Below are 16,580 nucleotides of genomic sequence, written 5' to 3'. Positions count from 1 at the left end.
CCCCAGGGGGGCGTGGGGCGGCGCGGTGCGGGGGCCTCCCCAGGGCGCTGCGTCCGCCCAAGAGGCCGTCACGGGCGGCCGTCATGGAATGGCCTTCGTCCAGACGGGGGGTTATGAGCGGACGTTCCATGTCTCTCGTCGAAGGTTCGAAGGTCCGCTACCTCCCGCAGCCCGAATGGGGTGTGGGGCATCTGTTGTCGCTGCAGGAGGAGGGCGCCAAGGCGCTCGTCGCCTTTCCCGCCCGGGAAGACGCCCCGGTGCTGGTGTCCACCAAGGGGGGCGCCCTGGTGCAGTACCCGCTGCCTCCTGGCGAGCCGGTCATCACCTACAAGGGCCGCCTGGCGCTGGTGGTGCGCGAGGAGCCGGGGGCGCGCGGCCTGCGCCGCTACGTGCTGCGCTACGTGGAGACGGACGAGGAGGACGAGCTCCCCGAGTCCTCGCTGCGCGCGCTGCCGCCCCGCTCCGACCTGCTGTCCACCCTGCGCGAGGGCCGCGTGGGCGAGGCGCGGGCCTTCACGCTGCGCAAGCAGGCGCTGGTGCTGGACGACGAGCGCCGCTGTGACGCGCTGGGCGCGCTGCTGGCCAGCCGCATCATGGTGAAGCCGCACCAGGTGGGCGTGGTGCAGCGCGTGTTGTCCGCCAGCCGGCCGCGCTTCGTGCTGGCGGACGAGGTGGGCCTGGGCAAGACGATTGAGGCGGGCATGGTGTTCAGCGCGCTGCGCCTGTCCGGACTGGCGCGCCGCTGCCTGGTGGTGGCGCCCAGCCACCTCACCGTGCAGTGGCTGGTGGAGCTGTTCCACAAGTTCAACCAGCTCTTCACGTTGATGGATTCGGACCGCTACGCGCAGTCCCTGAAGGAAGCGCCGGAGGTGTCCCCCTGGGCGCGCTTCCCGCTGGTCGTGACGAGCCTGGAGCTGCTCCAGCGCAGCGAGGAGCACCGCCGCGCGCTGGCCGGTGAAGACGCCTTCTGGGACCTGGTCATCATCGACGAGGCGCACCACCTCAAGGGCGAGCGCGCCTTCGAGGCCGCGCAGGTGCTGGCGAGGAACACGTGGGGCCTGCTGCTGCTCACCGCCACGCCCATGCAGCTGGACCCGGCGGAGTACCACGGCCTGCTCACCCTCATCGACGCGGCCACGGCGCCCACCGTCGCGGGCTTCGAGGAGCGCCTCAAGCGGCAGGAGGAGCTGTCCGCCGCGGTGCGCGCGCTGATGGAGGGGGGCAAGCCGTCCGCGGCGGTGCAGGCGCTGGCCAGGCGCTTCCCCGAGGACGCGAAGCTGTCCACGCTGAAGGACCGGGACGCGCTGCTGCGACACCTGTCGGAGACGTACAGCCTGAGCGACAGGCTGGTGCGCAACCGCCGCGCGGTGGTGGGCGGCTTCTCCACGCGCCGGCTGCACCGCCACCCGGTGACGCTGCCCGCCGAGGAGCTGAAGGTCCGCGACGCCGCGCTGGCGGTGCTCGCCGGGGCCAGCCTGCGCGGCGCGCCACTGGGCAACGTGCTGCGCCGGCTGGAGTCCAGCCCCGCCGCCTTCGCGGGCGCGGTGCGCGCCAACCCCGTGTTCAAGGGCCACACGGAGGCGCTGCGGCTGCCGTCGCGCGACGCGAAGTTCGGCGCCTTCCTGGGCGTGCTGCGCGGCGTCTGGACGTCGGAGCCTGGGGCGAAGGTGCTCGTCTTCACGGAGAGCCGCGACACGCTGGACGCGCTCCAGGCCGAGCTGGGCCGCGAGGGCGTGGAGGCGCTGGGCTACCACGGGGATTTGCCCTTGGTGGAGCGCGACCGGCAGGTGGCGCGCTTCCGCGACCCGGAGGGGCCCAGGGTGCTGCTGTGCACGGAGGTCGGCGGCGAGGGCCGCAACTTCCAGTTCGCGCACCACCTGGTGCACTACGACCTGCCCTGGAGCCCGGCCACGGTGGAGCAGCGCATTGGCCGCCTGGACCGCATCGGCCAGACGCACCCGGTGGAGATTCACGTCTTTGATTCGGCGGGCACGCTGGCCTCCGACGTGCTGATGCTGCTGGCGGACGCGGTGGGCGTCTTCGGCGAGACGGTGGGCGGCCTGGACGCGGTGCTGGAAGAGGTGGAGGCGCGGCTGGCCGAGCTGGCGCTGCTGCCGCGCGAGGCCCGCATGGCCTACGCGCAGGAGCTGAAGGCCCGCGTGGAGGCGGCGCGCGCGCAGGTGAAGCGCGCCTATGACCCGCTGCTGGACGTGCGCAGCTTCGACCGGCCGGCGGTGGAGCGCCTGGTGAAGCGCGCCCAGGAGCGCATGGGCATCGAGGCGGAGGAGGAGGAGGAGGACGGCGAGGCGTCCGGCGTGGAGGATGGCCTGTGGGGCATCGCGCGCGACCTGGACGAGCGGCTGGAGGAGACGGTGACGGAGCTGGCGCGCCGGGTGGGCATCGGCGTGGACACCGACGAGCAGGTGGAGGCCTTCCAGGTGGCCTTCCAGTTCGGCCACGCGCTGAAGGTGGACGGGCTGCCGGGCATCGACGTGATGGAGGACCACACGCGGCTGGGCACCTTCTGGCGCGACACCGCGGTGGAGGCGGAGGAGCTGGAGTACTTCGCCACCGGCCACCCGCTGGTGGAGGCGCTCTTCGGCTTCCTGCGGGACGGCCCCTACGGGCGCAGCGCCTTCCGCTTCATCGAGCGGCGCGGCCCCCAGAAGGGGCGCGGCGTGGAGCTGCTCTTCCACGCCCAGCTGCCGGAGCCGGAGGACACGTCCCCGGGCGCCCGGGTGCCCAGCCGCCAGCTGGCGCGCTTCCTGGAACGCACGCTGCTGCACGTGGCCGTGGTGGACGGCGCCGGGGGCCCCAAGGCCGACACCGCGCTGCTGCCCGCGCTGGAGACGGAGGGACGCTCGCTCAAGGGGGACGAGGTGGCGCGCGCCTTCCCGGGCTTCGCGGACTTCGTGGACGCGGCGGTGCCCGTGGGCCAGCAGGCCGCCGAGGCGGAGCTGGCGAAGCTGGCCGCCCGGGCGCGCAAGGCCATTGAAGCCGAGCGCGACGCCGCCGTGGCCCGCCTGCGCCTGTCCCTGGGACACCAGGGCCTCTCCACCGAGGCCGTGGAGGCGCAGCTGGACGCGGAGCGTGGCCACTACGCCCGGTTGCTGGACGCGCTGGCGGGCGCCAAGGTGGCGCTCGACTCCGCCTGCGGCTTCGTCCTCAACCGCTGAGGTAGCCTTTGTTCTGTGAGTGAAATCGCGCGTTTTCAGCCTGGTGGGCCATTTGACCGATTCCTCAATCAACGAGAAATAGGATGGTGGAGGCTCGTATGATCCACCGAGGCACCCCACGTACACGACGTCAGTCGGGACAGGCCGCGGTGGAAGCGGCGCTGACCCTTCCCCTGGTGGTGTTCCTGGTCCTGGGAACGCTGCAGCTCTTCATGATGCTCCAGGCCCGCATCCTGGCGCAGGTGGCGGCGTACCGGGCGGTGCGCGCGGGCAGCATCAACCACGGCAGCTGCCTGCCAATGATGCACGCGGCGCTGGTGACGATGCTGCCCACGGTGGCGCGCACGGACAGCGCGGAGACCCTGGCGGCGGCCTTTTCACCCCGGCGTCACAACCACTTCCGGGTGCGCAGCTCCTACGGCCGCGACTTCAACGAGCCGCTGATTGAAATCGTCCGGGAGTCTCCGGATGCCGGCTGGGCGCAGGCGCTGACGGGCGGCGAGGACCTGCTCTTCGACCAGCCCACGGACAACGCGGGGGCGCTGCGGGCCCGCACGTTGGAGATACGCATGGTGGCCTGGTACTACATGCGCATCCCCTTCGCGAACTGGGTGATGAGCCGCATGCTGCTGGCCCACTTCCGGCTCCGGCGCTACACGGCGGCCAACCCGCTGATGCCGGTGCAGCGCCGCTCCGCGTGGTGGGGTGAGACGAGCGCCACGCTGGGACGCGACGGCTGGCCCGGCGGCGATTTGGGCACCCGCATGGTGCGCTGGAGCGACGAGGGGCACTTCGTGTTCCCCATCCAGGTCAACGCGGCCATGCGGATGATGACGCCCGTCATGGCCGAGCACTTCATGGGAGGTCCCGCGTGCAATCTCCACGGCTCGTGAGGCGCTCGCGGCGAGGTCAGGCGCTGGTGCTGTTCGCGCTGACGCTGTTGCTGCTGACGTTGATGGTGCTGATGACGCTGGGCTTCGGCATGCGCGCCAAGGAGCGCGTCGAAATCCAGATGGCCGCGGACGCGGCCGCCTACAGCCAGGCGGTGGCCACCGCGCGCGCCTTCAACGCCATCGCGGTGATGAACCGCGCCCAGGTGGCGCACATGGTGGCCATGGCCGGCACCCAGTCGCTCATCAGCCACAGCAGCCAGGCCTACGCGGCGCACGACGTGGCCTGCCCCGGCGCCATTCCACCGCCGGTGTGGTTCGCCGCGGACGCGGCCGCCGCCACGCAGGTGCAGCAGCTCCAGGGGCGGGCCGGCAACATGTTCCGGGGCGGGCTCAACATCTACGGCAAGCTGCTCAGCGAGCACATCGCGGGGCAGGAGCTCACCCGGCGCGTCGCGCAGGCGGTCAACCCGGAGCTCCAGGCGCCCGCCGCGGGCGCGGCCAAGAGCTTCTCCGAGCTCAACGGCGGCAACGACGTCCCCGAGCGCGACGCGGTCATCGCGTCCATCAAGGCGGGCACCTACAGCTGCGGCGTGGGGGACGGGACGCTGTGCCCTTCGGGCGGCGGCAGCCCCGCGCTCAACGCCACCATGGGGAGCATGGGGTGGACGTGGGTCCACAACCGGCCGGGCGGCACCGCCAGCTTCGGCACGGGCGGCGCCGCCGTCTCCACCGCGTTCCGCCGCTACGGCTCGGTGGCGCAGATGGACCCCTCGTCGTACCACACCGTGTCGGGCCGCAACTCGACGGCGCATGACCACGGGCGCGTCGTCATCCCCACGCGCTGCCCCACCGCGCCGACGTTGCCGCCCATCGCGACGGACGCGTGGGTGATGTCCGACGAGGAGCAGACGCACGAGGACCAGCATGTCTACGGCGCGCGCCTGCCGCCGGGCCAGGCGCCGGAGGACGGCACGCCGCCCTATGAGACGCACACGCTGGGCGCCTGCGTCGTGTGCCCCGGCATCTGGCCCTACTCCATTGGCTACAACGTGGACGAGCTGCAGGCGGGCGCGTCCAACCACTACGGCCAGCCCAAGCTGTACAGCCTGCTGTACCGGGACTACGCGAGCCCAGCGCGCCGGGCCCGCCCGGACCCGTGGAACCTCTTCTTCCGCTTCCGCTTCGCGGGGACTGAGACAGAGTTCGACAACAGCAGCCCGCTGGGCCGCGTCCGCCCCACGGGCCGCGAGGACGTGCACCGCAACCAGGTGGCCCTCTCCGCGGGGCAGGTCTACTACCACCGGCCCGCGGGGCAGGGGGGCGGGTGGCGCGAGCCCCCCAACTTCCTCAACCCCTTCTGGCGCGCCACGCTGGTGAGCGCGGAGGGCGCCCGGGATGACCGGCCCGCGGACAGCTTGTCCGCCGCGGGCTTCTCCGGGCACGCGCGGGCGCTGCGCGAGCTGCACTCCGTGGGCTACCGGGGCGGTGGCCCCAGCGACAGGAGCTACTGACATGAGGGCTCGCCACGCACGAGGCCAGTCGTTGGTGGAGACGGCGCTGGGGACGATGGTGTTCGTCACCATCCTGCTCTTCGGCATCTACTTCGCCGAGGTGGGCGCGCTGACGCTCAAGGTGCAGGAGGCCGCCAACTTCGCGCTGTGGAACGCCACCGGCCGCGTGATGCACGACCCGCGGGACAACGAATGGGGCCGGCGGGGCACGGTGCTCGCCGCCGAGGCGGAGGCCAACGGCCGCTACGTGGACTTCGACGGACGTCGGCGCATGGGCGGCACGGGCGTGGCCGTCCAGCAGGCCATTGCCCGCGCGCAGCCCATCCAGGTGGATTGCCGCCCGGAGCTGCCGGGCACCGTGCGCGGCCTCTCCATGGCGGACGCGGACCCGGCCCTGGCCGGCACCATCGCCATGGGGACGCAGGGCATGGGGTGCACCGCGTCCTCGCGCATTCGCGGCGTCCGGATTGGCCGCTATCTGGAGGATGGCCGGGAGGGGTTCTTCCAGGTGGCCCAGCGCCGGGCCGCGGAGGCCTTCACGGTGTGCGCCGCCGGGCGGGCCTCGGGGGGCCGCTGCACGGCGCGCTTCGGCATGCTGCTGGATGACTGGGGCCTGGGCACCGCGGCGGAGGGCCGGTCCTGCGCGCTCAACACCGATGGCGCGAGCCGGTGCGCCAACCCGGACTACTACGAGTGGACGCAGCGCGTGTACCGGGCCAACGGCGCGGGTGGCAACGCCGGCTCCGCGCTGGCGGCGCTCACCGGCTCGGACGGCGTCAACGAGGACCAGTTCTTCATGAGCTTCCGCGGCGCGGAGGCCAACTACGAGGAGAACCTCGGCGCCACGCACGCTGGCGGCCAGACGCGCTGGGAGGTGACGCCCTTCGACGCGCCCAACATCCGCTCGCACAACGTGGGCCGGGCCAACCACTGGCTCGGGGTGCCGCGGTGACGTGGCGCCGGGGGCTGCTCGTCACGGCGTGCCTGCTCGGCGCGGCGCCCGTGGCGGCCCAGGGCACGGCGGCGAGCAAGGCACCCGCCACGGCGCCGGCCCCGCCCGAGGCTGCCTCCCGGCCCCGCTTCGCCTGGCCCCGCGTGCAGGTCATCAACACCGTCCAGGCGAATGAAATCGTCGAGGCGGGGGGCATCCCCGTCGCCCTGCGCGCCGTGCACGCGAAGGAGCGGATGGATGACCTGGTGCAGCGCTTCGCGGACGCCTTCCTCCAGGCGGGCCTGCACGTGCCGCCGGGGCATGAGCAGCCGCAGCTCGCCAGCGGCGCGGTGATGCTCACCGCCATCGACGGGCACCGGGGCATCACCTACACCGTCATCTTCCAGCCGCGGCCGGACCGCACCACGATGATGTACCTCGGTGAGGCCAACCACGCCCTGCGCAGGGACCCGGCGGCGGCGGGGGACTTCGCGCCCATGCCGCCCCAGGCCAGCCAGGTGCTGCGCGTCAACAGCGAGAGCTCCCGGACGCTCGCCTTCCACGTCCCCCTGTCCGGCGAGGCCGTGGACGCCTTCTACGCCCAGGCGCTCACGCGCGCGGGCTGGCGGCTGGAGGAGGGGGAGACGTCCTTCTACGTGCGCACGGGCGAAGAGCTGCGCGTGGTCCACGAGCCGGGCGAGGCCCAGCAGCGGGCCGTGGTGCTGGTGTACCGCAACGGGCGGAGCGCGCCGCCACCGCCGCCGCCCGGGCCCGCCGCCGTTCGCTGAAAGCCCCACGCCGCTCAGGCGCGCAGCTTGTCGCGCAGCGCCTTGGCGCGGCCCTGCATGTCCGGGTCCATGCTCGTCAGCTCGACGGACTTCAGGCGCTGGTCCAGGCTCTGCGGCACCTTGGTCTTCAGCTTGCCTTCCTCCCCGAGCAGCTCCAGCTTCGCCAACGCCTTGTCGACGATGCGCTCGCGCGGGTGGTCCAGCAGGCTGTCGAGGAAGTACGCGTCCTCGGGCAGCTCCGGGTACTTCTCCAGGTAGTCCACCACGGCCTTCACCCAGTCGGCGCGCGTGTCGGACTCCGTGACTTTCTGCATGGCCTGCTTCTGGGCCTTGCGCTTGCCTTCGGGGTCGAACGTCTTCGCCAGCCCTTCGGGCAGCTCGCCGCCGGTGAAGAGCGCGTCCGCGGCGGCCTTGTACTTCTGGTAGCTCGCGCTGCGCTCCAGCTTCTGCTGCGCGGGGTCATCCTGGCGGGAGGTGTACTTGCTGCCCTTGCCCCGCCCCGCGTCGATTTCGCGCCAGCTCTTGGAGCGCTTTTTTTCGTCGGCCATCCTTCATCTCTCCTTGCGAGCGCCCCACAGCGCCGCCAGTCCGCGATGGACGAGGCGCCGCACCACCTCCAGTTCCTGGGAGGACAGGGGCTGCTCCTCGTCCTGCTCCGCCTCGAAGAGCGCCTCGTCCGCGTAATCCTTCAGCGGCTGAGGCACTGGCGGGGCCTCCGTGTCCGCCTCCAGCACCGCCGGATTGATGGACGTGAGTCCCGGCGGCCAGCCCAGCTCCAGCATGGCGTACAGCTCGAGGAGCAGGTGGCGGGCGACGCCATATCCTTCGTCCGTGAGCGCCGCCGCGTCAAGCGCGCCCAGCAGCGCGTCCTGCCGGTTTTCGAAGGCATGGGTGAGGCGCGTGCGCGTCTTCTCGTCGTCCTCCAGGTAACGCCAGGCGGCCTCCACGAATTCGCCCGACGGCGTCCCGGGGTGGAAGGGCGCGGGCGCACGCGGCTTCATGACCTCCGGAGACGTGATGGCCATGGCTCAATCCTCCTGGTGTGAACAGTAGGGAGGCTCCAGGTGCGAGAGGAGCGGGGCCGCCAGCCAGACGAGCGGTGGGTCGTCTTCCGTTTCAGGACCTTCGCACCTAGTCTCTGTTCACACATGGCAGAAACCTCCGTGGAGACGTTGAAGACCGCGGTGCAGGCGCTCTACCGCGTCCACGCGGTGGAAGGCCCGCCCGGCGAGAATGGACTGCGCACCGTCTGGCACCTGTGCCCGGACGGCGCGGAGCTGATGTCCCTGGTGGACTCAGAGGGGCGCGTGCGCCGGCAGGAGCTCACGCTGCTGGAGGACCACTACGTGTGGGCCAGCGGTGAGGGCGTGCGCACCGGTTGTCTGGAGCGCGGCGGCAAGCCCACGGCCGCGGCGGTGGTCCAGACGGACCCGGAGCTCGTGCCGCAGCGGCTGATGCGCGCCGCGCTCGCCATGGGCACGTACACGGGCCAGGACCGCTACCTGCTCCACATGCAGCGGGTGCTGGCGCTGGCGCGCGAGGGCCTGGAGATGAAGGGCGGCCTGACGCGTCCCTCGGAGCCCACGCTGCCCACCGTGGAGGCGCCCATCGTGACGACGGCTCAGGCCGCCGTCTTCGACGTGCCGCCCGCGGCGGCGGTGGTGGAGGAAGTGACGCCTCCGGTGGTGCGGCCCGGTGAGGGTTTGACGATGGTGCTGGTGCTCGCCCTGGGGTTGCTGGTGGGGCTGGGGATGCTGGCGTTCATCTTGATGGGCTGAGCGGGGCTCACGTCTCCAGAGGGTGGCCGCGGCATGCTCCCGGTGGGGCTCTCGCCGTGTTCGGCGGGGATGGCCACCGGCGCGTGCTCCGTGGCGGAGCTCACCGGGTTCGCATCCAGCACCAGCAGCACGGCCACCGCGGCGGCGGGCACCAGCCGCGCCGACCAGCCCAGCGGCGTGTGAGACGCTTCTCCGGCGCGCCGCCGGGCCATCAGCGTCAGCCCCAGCACCGTCAGCACCCCGGTGCACGTCCACCGCAGCGCGCGCAGGTTCGCCGTCGCGGCGAGCCCCGTGGCGATCAGCTCCGAGCGCTCCGCGTCCGGCATCCGCGCCAGGCTGGTGAGGAAGCCCAGCAGGTGGCGGGCCTCGAGCGCGCCCACCAGGGCCACCGAGGCCAGGGACGCGGAGACGCCGCTGGCCAGCAGCAGCCTGCGGTTGCGGGGGCCCGCGGCCTCCCGGAAGCCCGAGGGGTCGAAGTGCGCCAGCGCCAGCCCCAGCGCCAGCCCCAGCAGCAGCGCGGTGCTCGTCCAGGCGCCCAGCAGCCGCGGCGCCATGGCCTCTCCCGTGCGGGTCGCCAGCGCCAGGCCCGCCTCCACCGTGTCCAGCCGGGGCAGGGACACCAGCACCCGGTCCATCAGGACCTCGGTGCCCATCAACCCCAGCATCCACGGCAAGGTGGCCAGTCCCAGCATCGCGGACAAGGGCACCCGCCGCTCCACGCCCGAGCCCACCAGCGCCAGGGACAGCAGCGGCACCTCCAGCGCCAGCGCCATCGCCACCAGCGCGGCGAACGGCCCGGCCGCCTGGAGCGCTTGCGACACCCCGGCCACCCCCTTCAGCAGGGGCGCCAATGTGAAGCACCACACAATCACTGTGATGGGCACGGCCAGCGCCACGGTGAGACCGGGCGCGAGGCGAAGCCGGAGCGGAACGAGCATTTCAGGAGAGAGTAGTCTCTCCGGTTAAGCCTGTGAAATTAGACCGGGGGACGACCCACGAGCCAGTAGATGACGCTCGCCAGCGCCCCCGCGACGGGAGAGACGAGCACACCCAGCAGGTAGAGCCTGGGACACCCGCCGTCGCCGCAGCCGACGCGGCCATGGGCGAGGACACCGGTCAGCAGCAGGGGCACGTGCATGCCCATGAGGAAGACGCCGGCGCCGCGCAGCACCAGCCCGCGGTACCAGGGGCGTGTCCACAACCGGAAGACGACGGGGAGCAGCAGCAGCGTCAGCGTGGCCGCGGTGGCCAGGGTGCCCTGCCGAGCCGACACCGCCACACACGCCACGGCCGCGAGCGCCAGGGCGGGGACGAGCAGCAGGGCGTTGAGGGACAGCGGCTCCCGGGGACGCATCGAAGTCAGCCTGGGACGCTGGCAGAGCGACGGTGGGGGTGCAAGGCGGAAGCGGGCGGGGTGTCCGGCAGCGGCCAGGGACGCGCGCCGCCTCACGCCGCGACGGCGCCTTCGCCCAGGAGCTGCGTGTACCGGCCCCGCAGGGCCAGCAGCTGCGCGTGGGTGCCCGCCTCCACCACTCGGCCGCCCTCCACCACGGCAATCAGGTCCGCGTCCCGCACCGTGGACAGCCGGTGCGCGATGACGAGCACCGTGCGCCCCTTCATCAGGGCTGCCAGGCCCTCACCCACGGCGGCCTCGCTCGCCGCGTCGAGCGCGCTGGTGGGCTCGTCCAGCAGCAGCACCGACGGGCGGCACAGGAAGGCCCGCGCCAGCACCAGTCGCTGCCGCTGTCCGCCGGACAGCCGGCCGCCGCGCTCGCCCACCCGCTCATCCAGGCCGCCGGGCAGGGCGCGGACGAAGTCGTCCGCGTGCGCCAGCCGCAGCGCCTCCCACAGCGCCTCGTCCGTCGCCTCGGGCCGGCCCAGCCGCAGGTTGTGCCGCACGGTGCCGGAGAAGAGCACCGGCTCCTGGGGCACCCACGCCACCTGGCCGCGCACGCTGGAAGGCTGGAGCGCCGTCAGCGGCGCCCCGTCCCACAGCACCTGTCCGCCCGACGTGGGCAAGAAGCCCAGCAGCACGGAGAACAGCGTCGTCTTGCCCGCGCCGGAGGGGCCCACCAGCGCCACGCGCGCGCCCGCGGGCACCACCAGGTCCACCCCGCGCAGCGCCTCGCGCCCGTCCGCGTAGGTGGCCCGCACGCCCTCCAGCTTCAGCTCGCGCGCCAGCGGCCCGGCGGCGTCGCCCACGTCCGGCGCGGACGGCGCGTCCGCCATGACGAAGAGGCGCTCCGCGGCGGCCAGGCCCGTCAGCACCTGCGACAGCGTGCCGCTGAGCGACTTCACGGGCTGGTACAGCAGCAACGCGGCGGCCATGAAGGAGAGCAGCCGCCCCGCCAGCGCCGGGTCCGCCGCCACCGCGCGCGCGCCCCAGGCCACCGCCATGGCCACGCCGGCGATGCCCAGCAGCTCCACCGTGGGGCTCACCGCGCCGCGCAGGAAGAGCGAGCGGCGCATCTCCCCCAGGTACTTGTCCGCCTCCACCTCGAAGGCGTCCAGCGCCCGCGGCTGTCCGCGGAAGGCCTGCACCACGGGCAGGTTCTGGAGCTGCTCGGCGGTGAGCGCCGTCAGCGAGCCCAGCCGCTCCTGCGAGCGCGCGGCCACCTTCTTCAGCGAGCGCGCGAAGCGGTTGATGGGCAGCACCGTCACCGGCACCACCACGAAGGTGAAGAGGAACAGCGTCTTGTCGATGAGGAAGCAGGTGACGAGCAGCGCGATGATTTGCAGCCCGTCCTTCACGTAGGACGTGAGCGCCTGCGTCACGGAGAACTCCACCAGGGGCACGTCCGCGGTGAAGCGCGACAGCAGCTCGCCGGAGTGCCGCCGCTCGAAGAACGCGGGGGGCTGGCCGAGCAGCCGTCCGTAGAGGAACCCGCGCAGGTCCGCCATCACCCGCTGGCCCAGCCGCTGCATCAGCCCGCCCTGGAAGAACTGCGCGGTGGCCTTCACCATGGCCACGGCCACGACGAGCAGTGGCAGCCGCTTGAGCAGGGCGTCTCCTGGCAGGGACACCCCGGCGACGGTGACGGGCTCGTGGGTGAGCAGCGCGCGCAGCAGGGGGCCCACCACCCAGGCGTAGGCGGACGTGGCGATGGCCGCGGCCACCGATGCGCTCACCCCCGCGGCGAGCAGCAGGCGGTACGGGCGGAGGTAGCCGAGGAGCCGGCGGTAGACGTGAGGCGAAGGACGGGGAGCCACTGTTCGGCGGCGGACTCTGTCACTGAGTCGCCAGAACGTCCAAGGCTACCGGGCCCTGGAGTCTGATGCCTTGTCGGCTGCCCTGCCACCGGGCGCTTGCAGCGCCCGGGCCAGTTCCATTGCCCACCTTCACCCCTGCGGACAGGTTCAGGGGAGCCATGGAAACCAATAACGAAAAAGAGGCCCTGCTCAATCCGGGCTGTGAGCCGGTCGTGGAGGACGAGGAGCGCCGGCGGCTCCTGTGGCTGATGGCCGAGTACTTCCGGACCATCGGGTACACGGACATCAAGGCGCGCCTTCCCGGCTTCATGCCGCCTCCCATCCTGTCGGGGACCATCGAGGACCACCGCCCCGACTTCACCTGCCGGCAGTCGGATTCGGCACGCACGCCCATCATCCTGGAAATCGTCACCCCGAACATGGTGGAAGACCCCACGGCGGAGAACCGCTGGAGCCTGCTGGCCAGCGCCGCGAAGCTGTACAACGCGGAGCTCCACTTCGTGGTGCCCAAGTGGGCCTCCACCGGCGCGGTGGACCCGGGCCTCAAACGCAGGCTGGCCCGGATGGAGCTGACGGCCAACCGCGTGTGGACCGTCTGACGGCTTCCTCTCTTCCCGCCACGCCACCCGCCCGGTTGCCCGCCTGGCACCGGGTGGGCGCGGGCGGCGCGTGTCCCCGCTGGATTGCTGGTGCGGTTCGCTGCGTTATAGTGACTCGAGTTTCCACGCAGCGCAGAAAAGCACAGCAATTTCCAGGGGTTGTAATCAATGCCAGCGGCGGCGGGTCAGAAGCGCGACTACTACGAGGTCCTGGGCGTCCAGAAGTCTGTCTCCGCGCAGGAGCTCAAGAGCGCGTTCCGCAAGGTGGCGCTGCAGTACCACCCGGACCGGAATCCGGGGAACTTGGACGCCGAGGAGAAGTTCAAGGAGGCCTCGGAGGCCTATGAGGTGCTGAGCGACCCCGAGCGGCGGGCGAAGTACGACCGCTTCGGGCACGCGGGCAACCCCTTCGAGGGCTTCGGCGGCGCCGGGGGCGGGTTCCAGGGCGTCAACATCAACGACATCTTCGGCGAGATTTTCGGCGACATCTTCGGCGGTGGCCGGGGAGGGCGGCGGACGAGCTCGCGTGGCGCGGACCTGCGCTACAACCTGGAAATCACCTTCGAGGAGGCGGCCTTCGGCTGCCGGCCCAAGGTGACCATTCCGCGGCCGAAGAAGTGCGACACCTGCTCCGGCTCCGGCAGCAAGAGCAACACCGGGCCCCGGCCCTGCTCGGCGTGCGGTGGCAGCGGGGAGCTGCGCTACACCCAGGGCTTCTTCGCGGTGTCCCGGCCCTGCGGTGACTGCGGCGGCACGGGCGCGGTGGTGCCGGACCCGTGCACGCGCTGCAAGGGCTCCGGGAAGGTGCCCTCCGAGGAGGTCATCGAGGTGGCCATCCCCGGCGGCGTGGACAACGGCACGCGCGTGCGGCTGTCCGGCATGGGTGAGCCGGGTGACCGGGGCGGTCCTCCGGGTGACCTCTACGTCACCGTCATCGTGAAGGAGCACCCGCTCTTCCAGCGCGAGGAGTACGAGGTCTTCTGCGAGGTGCCCATCTCCTTCACGCAGGCGGCGCTGGGCGCGAAAATCGACGTCCCCACGCTGGACGGGAAGGTGAAGATGACCATCCCCAGCGGCACCCAGTCCGGGAAGGTGTTCCGGCTCAAGGGCAAGGGCATCCCCCACCTGCACAGCCAGCAGCGGGGAGACCAGCACGTGCGCGTCGTGGTGGAGACGCCCACCGAGCTGTCGTCGAAGCAGCGTGAGCTGCTGGAGCGGTTCGCGGAGGCCTCCGGCGAGGAGTCGCATCCGCAGTCGAAGAGCTTCTTCGGGAAGGTGAAGGAGCTGTTCGGCTGACGACGGTTGCGGGCGCGGGGCCGCGAAGGCGCGGCCCCCGTGCCGCGCCTGCCGGGCAGGCGGGCGCCGCGGCGCGGCGGGCCGCCGTGGGCACGGGCACTGCAAAACAGCGGATCCTCGCAGTGGAATCTTCCCCCCGCTCGGGTGTCGACGGGGGCGCACCCCACTGCTATGCACGCCCCTGCCATGGATGTCCTGCCCACCTTGCGCCGCTCGCTCGTCATCGCCCTGGCCCTGCTGCTGACGGCCTGCCCTCGGTCCACCCGCACGCCCTCCGGAGGTCACACCGGCGGGGACCTGCCTTCGGGAGACCCGTTCCCCACGCGTCCTTCGGTGGAGGCGAAGAAGGACCCCGCCGCCGACGCGGCGCTGGCGCAGGCGTCCCAGACGGCCGGCGCCACCCCGGACAAGAAGAAGGCCGCGGAGGCCTACCTGTCGGTGCGCAAGGCGTATCCCGCCACCACCGCGGGCCAGGACGCGCTGTATCAGGCCGGCGTCCTCTTCTTCGAATCCAAGGACTTCGCCAACGCGCGCAAGAGCTTCAACGAGCTGCTCTTCGAGAACCCGCTCTACGCGCGCGCGGACGACGCCAAGCGCAAGCTGGCCGTCTCCGCGATGGAGGTGGGCGCCTACCGCGACGCGTACCAGACGCTCTCCAGCCTCGCCGAGCGCGCCAGCGGCGCCGAGCGCACCCAGCTGCTCAACGAGGCCGCCCGCGCCGCCGAGGGCGCTGGCCTCTACGAGCAGGCGCTGAGGATGGCGGTGGACGAGGCGGGCCAGGCCCAGGGCGCGCAGGCGCAGGCCGCCGCGGTGGCCAAGGTGGAGGCGCTGGTGGAGGGCCGCGCGGGCTTCGCGGACATCGCCCGCGTGGCGGAGGGCCTGCCTGCGTCCAACCCGGCGTGGCCCGTCATCACCTTCAAGCTGGCGCGCGTCTACTACCACCTGCGTGACTGGACGCGGCTGGAGGAGACGCTGAACCGCTTCCTCGCCCAGGCGCCCGGCCACGCCTTCGCGCCGCAGGCCCGCGAGCTGCTGGCCCGCGCCACGCGCCGGGTGGAGGCCCGCCCGCGCACGGTGGGCGTGCTGCTGCCCATGACGGGCCGCTACCAGCCCATTGGCGAGGCGGTGCTGCGCGGCATCCAGCTGGGGCTGGAGGGCAGCGGCGTGGAGCTGGTGGTGAAGGACACGCAGGGCGACGTCAACAAGACGGGCCAGGCCATGGAGCAGCTGGCCTTCGACGACGGCGCCATCGCCGTGCTGGGGCCCCTGCTGGCGGACGACTCGAAGCGCGCGGCGCTGGTGGCCGAGGAGCTCCAGGTGCCGCTGCTGACCATGAGCCGTCAGGACGGCATCACCGAGCTGGGCGGCTACATCTTCCGCAACATGCTCACCAACGCGGCGCAGGCGGAGGCCATCGCCGACTACGCGATGAACGTGAAGGGCTACAAGCGCTTCGCGCTGCTGTACCCGAACATCCCTTACGGCGTCGAGCTGGCGGACGCCTTCTGGGACCAGGTGGTGGCGCGGGGCGGCGGCGTGCGCGGGGCGGAGCGCTACTCGCACGACCAGACGACCTTCACCACCGAGGCCAAGAAGCTGGTGGGCCGCTACTACCTGGATGACCGCGGCGACTACATCGAAGGCGTGCGCGACGTGCAGGGGGAGAAGCTGGACGCCTTCCGCCGCCGCAAGGCGATGGAGAAGGTGCGGAGCGGCGTGGAGCCCATCATCGACTTCGACGCCATCTTCATGCCGGACGACTGGCGCCGCGTCAGCCTGGTGGCGCCCGCGCTGGCGGTGGAGGACATCGTCACCAACGCGTGTGAGCCGCGCGACTTGGAGCGCATCCGCAAGACGACGGGCAAGCGGGAGCTGAAGACGGTGACGCTCTTCGGCGCAAACCAGTGGAGCAGCCCCAAGGGCCGCTCGGGGCTGCCGGAGCTGGTGGAGCGCGGCGGCAAGTTCGTCACCTGCTCGGTGTACGTGGACGGCTTCTTCGTGGACTCGCAGCGTCCGGCCACGCGCCGCTTCGTGCAGCAGTACCGCGAGGCCTACCGGGCGGAGACGGGCCGGGACCCGGGGCTGCTGGAGGCCATTGGCTACGACTCCGGCCGGATGGTGCGGCAGCTCATGGAGCGCAAGGATGCGCCCCGCACGCGCGCGCAGATGCGCGACGCGCTGGCCAACCTGAAGGACTTCGACGGGGCCACCGGGCGCACGTCCTTCAACGAGAAGCGCGAGGCGGTGAAGCAGCTGTTCCTGTTGTCCATCGACAACAAGGGCGTGAAGGAAATCAACGTCGAGCAGGAGCGGCAGAAGGCCGCCTCGGCGTCAGGAGGCTCTGGGACATGACGTTCGCGAGGGGGGCGTTCGCGCTGCTGGCGGGCGGGGTGGTGGC

Annotated in this window: 12 protein-coding genes and 1 pseudogene; 9 read left to right on the top strand and 4 right to left on the bottom strand. The window is 72.1% G+C overall.

All coding sequences use genetic code 11. From position 1 onward, the window contains the following. Positions 1-128 precede the first annotated feature (128 nt). From HV824_RS30095 to HV824_RS30075, 5 genes are all read left to right on the top strand, one after another. On the top strand, positions 129-3,176 hold the full coding sequence (locus HV824_RS30095; RefSeq protein ID WP_176424817.1) for a helicase-related protein: 3,048 nt from the start codon (positions 129-131) through the stop codon (positions 3,174-3,176). A gap of 83 nt (positions 3,177-3,259) precedes the next feature. Next, a complete protein-coding gene (locus HV824_RS30090; RefSeq protein ID WP_176424816.1) occupies positions 3,260-4,069 on the top strand; it encodes a TadE/TadG family type IV pilus assembly protein in 810 nt (269 codons plus the stop codon). Further along, positions 4,048-5,580 carry a pilus assembly protein gene (locus HV824_RS30085; protein ID WP_176424815.1) on the top strand — a complete coding sequence of 511 codons (1,533 nt, stop codon included), beginning with the start codon at positions 4,048-4,050 and terminating at the stop codon, positions 5,578-5,580. Before HV824_RS30090 ends, HV824_RS30085 begins: the two co-directional genes overlap by 22 nt. Before the next feature lies 1 nt (position 5,581). Beyond that, positions 5,582-6,532, top strand: a complete 951-nt coding sequence (locus HV824_RS30080; protein ID WP_176424814.1) for a hypothetical protein — start codon at positions 5,582-5,584, stop codon at positions 6,530-6,532. Then, positions 6,529-7,299 (top strand): hypothetical protein, encoded by a 771-nt coding sequence (locus HV824_RS30075; RefSeq protein WP_176424813.1) that lies wholly within the window; start codon positions 6,529-6,531, stop codon positions 7,297-7,299. Before HV824_RS30080 ends, HV824_RS30075 begins: the two co-directional genes overlap by 4 nt. 14 nt (positions 7,300-7,313) lie before the next feature. On the opposite strand, the gene HV824_RS30070 is transcribed toward HV824_RS30075, so the two are convergent. Together HV824_RS30070 and HV824_RS30065 are read right to left on the bottom strand one after the other, a co-directional pair. After that, on the bottom strand, positions 7,314-7,847 hold the full coding sequence (locus HV824_RS30070; protein ID WP_163785902.1) for a hypothetical protein: 534 nt from the start codon (positions 7,845-7,847) through the stop codon (positions 7,314-7,316). Positions 7,848-7,850: 3 nt separating this feature from the next. After that, positions 7,851-8,288 (bottom strand): annotated as a pseudogene (locus HV824_RS30065) (hypothetical protein); the annotation flags it as partial. 174 nt (positions 8,289-8,462) lie between these two features. Here HV824_RS30065 and HV824_RS38085 point away from each other — a divergent pair. After that, on the top strand, positions 8,463-9,077 hold the full coding sequence (locus tag HV824_RS38085; protein WP_368738124.1) for a hypothetical protein: 615 nt from the start codon (positions 8,463-8,465) through the stop codon (positions 9,075-9,077). A 976-nt stretch (positions 9,078-10,053) separates the two neighbouring features. On the opposite strand, the gene HV824_RS30055 is transcribed toward HV824_RS38085, so the two are convergent. Together HV824_RS30055 and HV824_RS30050 are read right to left on the bottom strand one after the other, a co-directional pair. Then, positions 10,054-10,431, bottom strand: coding sequence for a hypothetical protein (locus HV824_RS30055; protein WP_176424811.1), 378 nt, complete (start codon positions 10,429-10,431; stop codon positions 10,054-10,056). Between the two features lie 92 nt (positions 10,432-10,523). Beyond that, positions 10,524-12,287 (bottom strand): ABC transporter ATP-binding protein, encoded by a 1,764-nt coding sequence (locus tag HV824_RS30050; protein ID WP_176424810.1) that lies wholly within the window; start codon positions 12,285-12,287, stop codon positions 10,524-10,526. Positions 12,288-12,445: 158 nt separating this feature from the next. On the opposite strand from HV824_RS30050, the gene HV824_RS30045 reads away from it, so the two are divergent. From HV824_RS30045 to HV824_RS30035, 3 genes are all read left to right on the top strand, one after another. Further along, positions 12,446-12,886 carry a hypothetical protein gene (locus HV824_RS30045; protein ID WP_163786733.1) on the top strand — a complete coding sequence of 147 codons (441 nt, stop codon included), beginning with the start codon at positions 12,446-12,448 and terminating at the stop codon, positions 12,884-12,886. Between the two features lie 168 nt (positions 12,887-13,054). After that, positions 13,055-14,182: a molecular chaperone DnaJ gene (dnaJ, locus tag HV824_RS30040; protein ID WP_176412901.1), complete on the top strand. Its 1,128-nt coding sequence runs from the start codon at positions 13,055-13,057 to the stop codon at positions 14,180-14,182. 186 nt (positions 14,183-14,368) lie between these two features. Then, on the top strand, positions 14,369-16,534 hold the full coding sequence (locus tag HV824_RS30035) for a penicillin-binding protein activator (RefSeq protein WP_176424809.1): 2,166 nt from the start codon (positions 14,369-14,371) through the stop codon (positions 16,532-16,534). The last annotated feature ends 46 nt before the right edge of the window (positions 16,535-16,580 follow it).

The organism is Myxococcus sp. AM009, from assembly GCF_013372605.1.
GTDB classification, from domain to species: Bacteria; Myxococcota; Myxococcia; order Myxococcales; family Myxococcaceae; genus Myxococcus; species Myxococcus vastator.
Note: the sequence above shows the minus strand (reverse complement) of the source record. Positions and strands in the feature narration are given on the sequence as shown.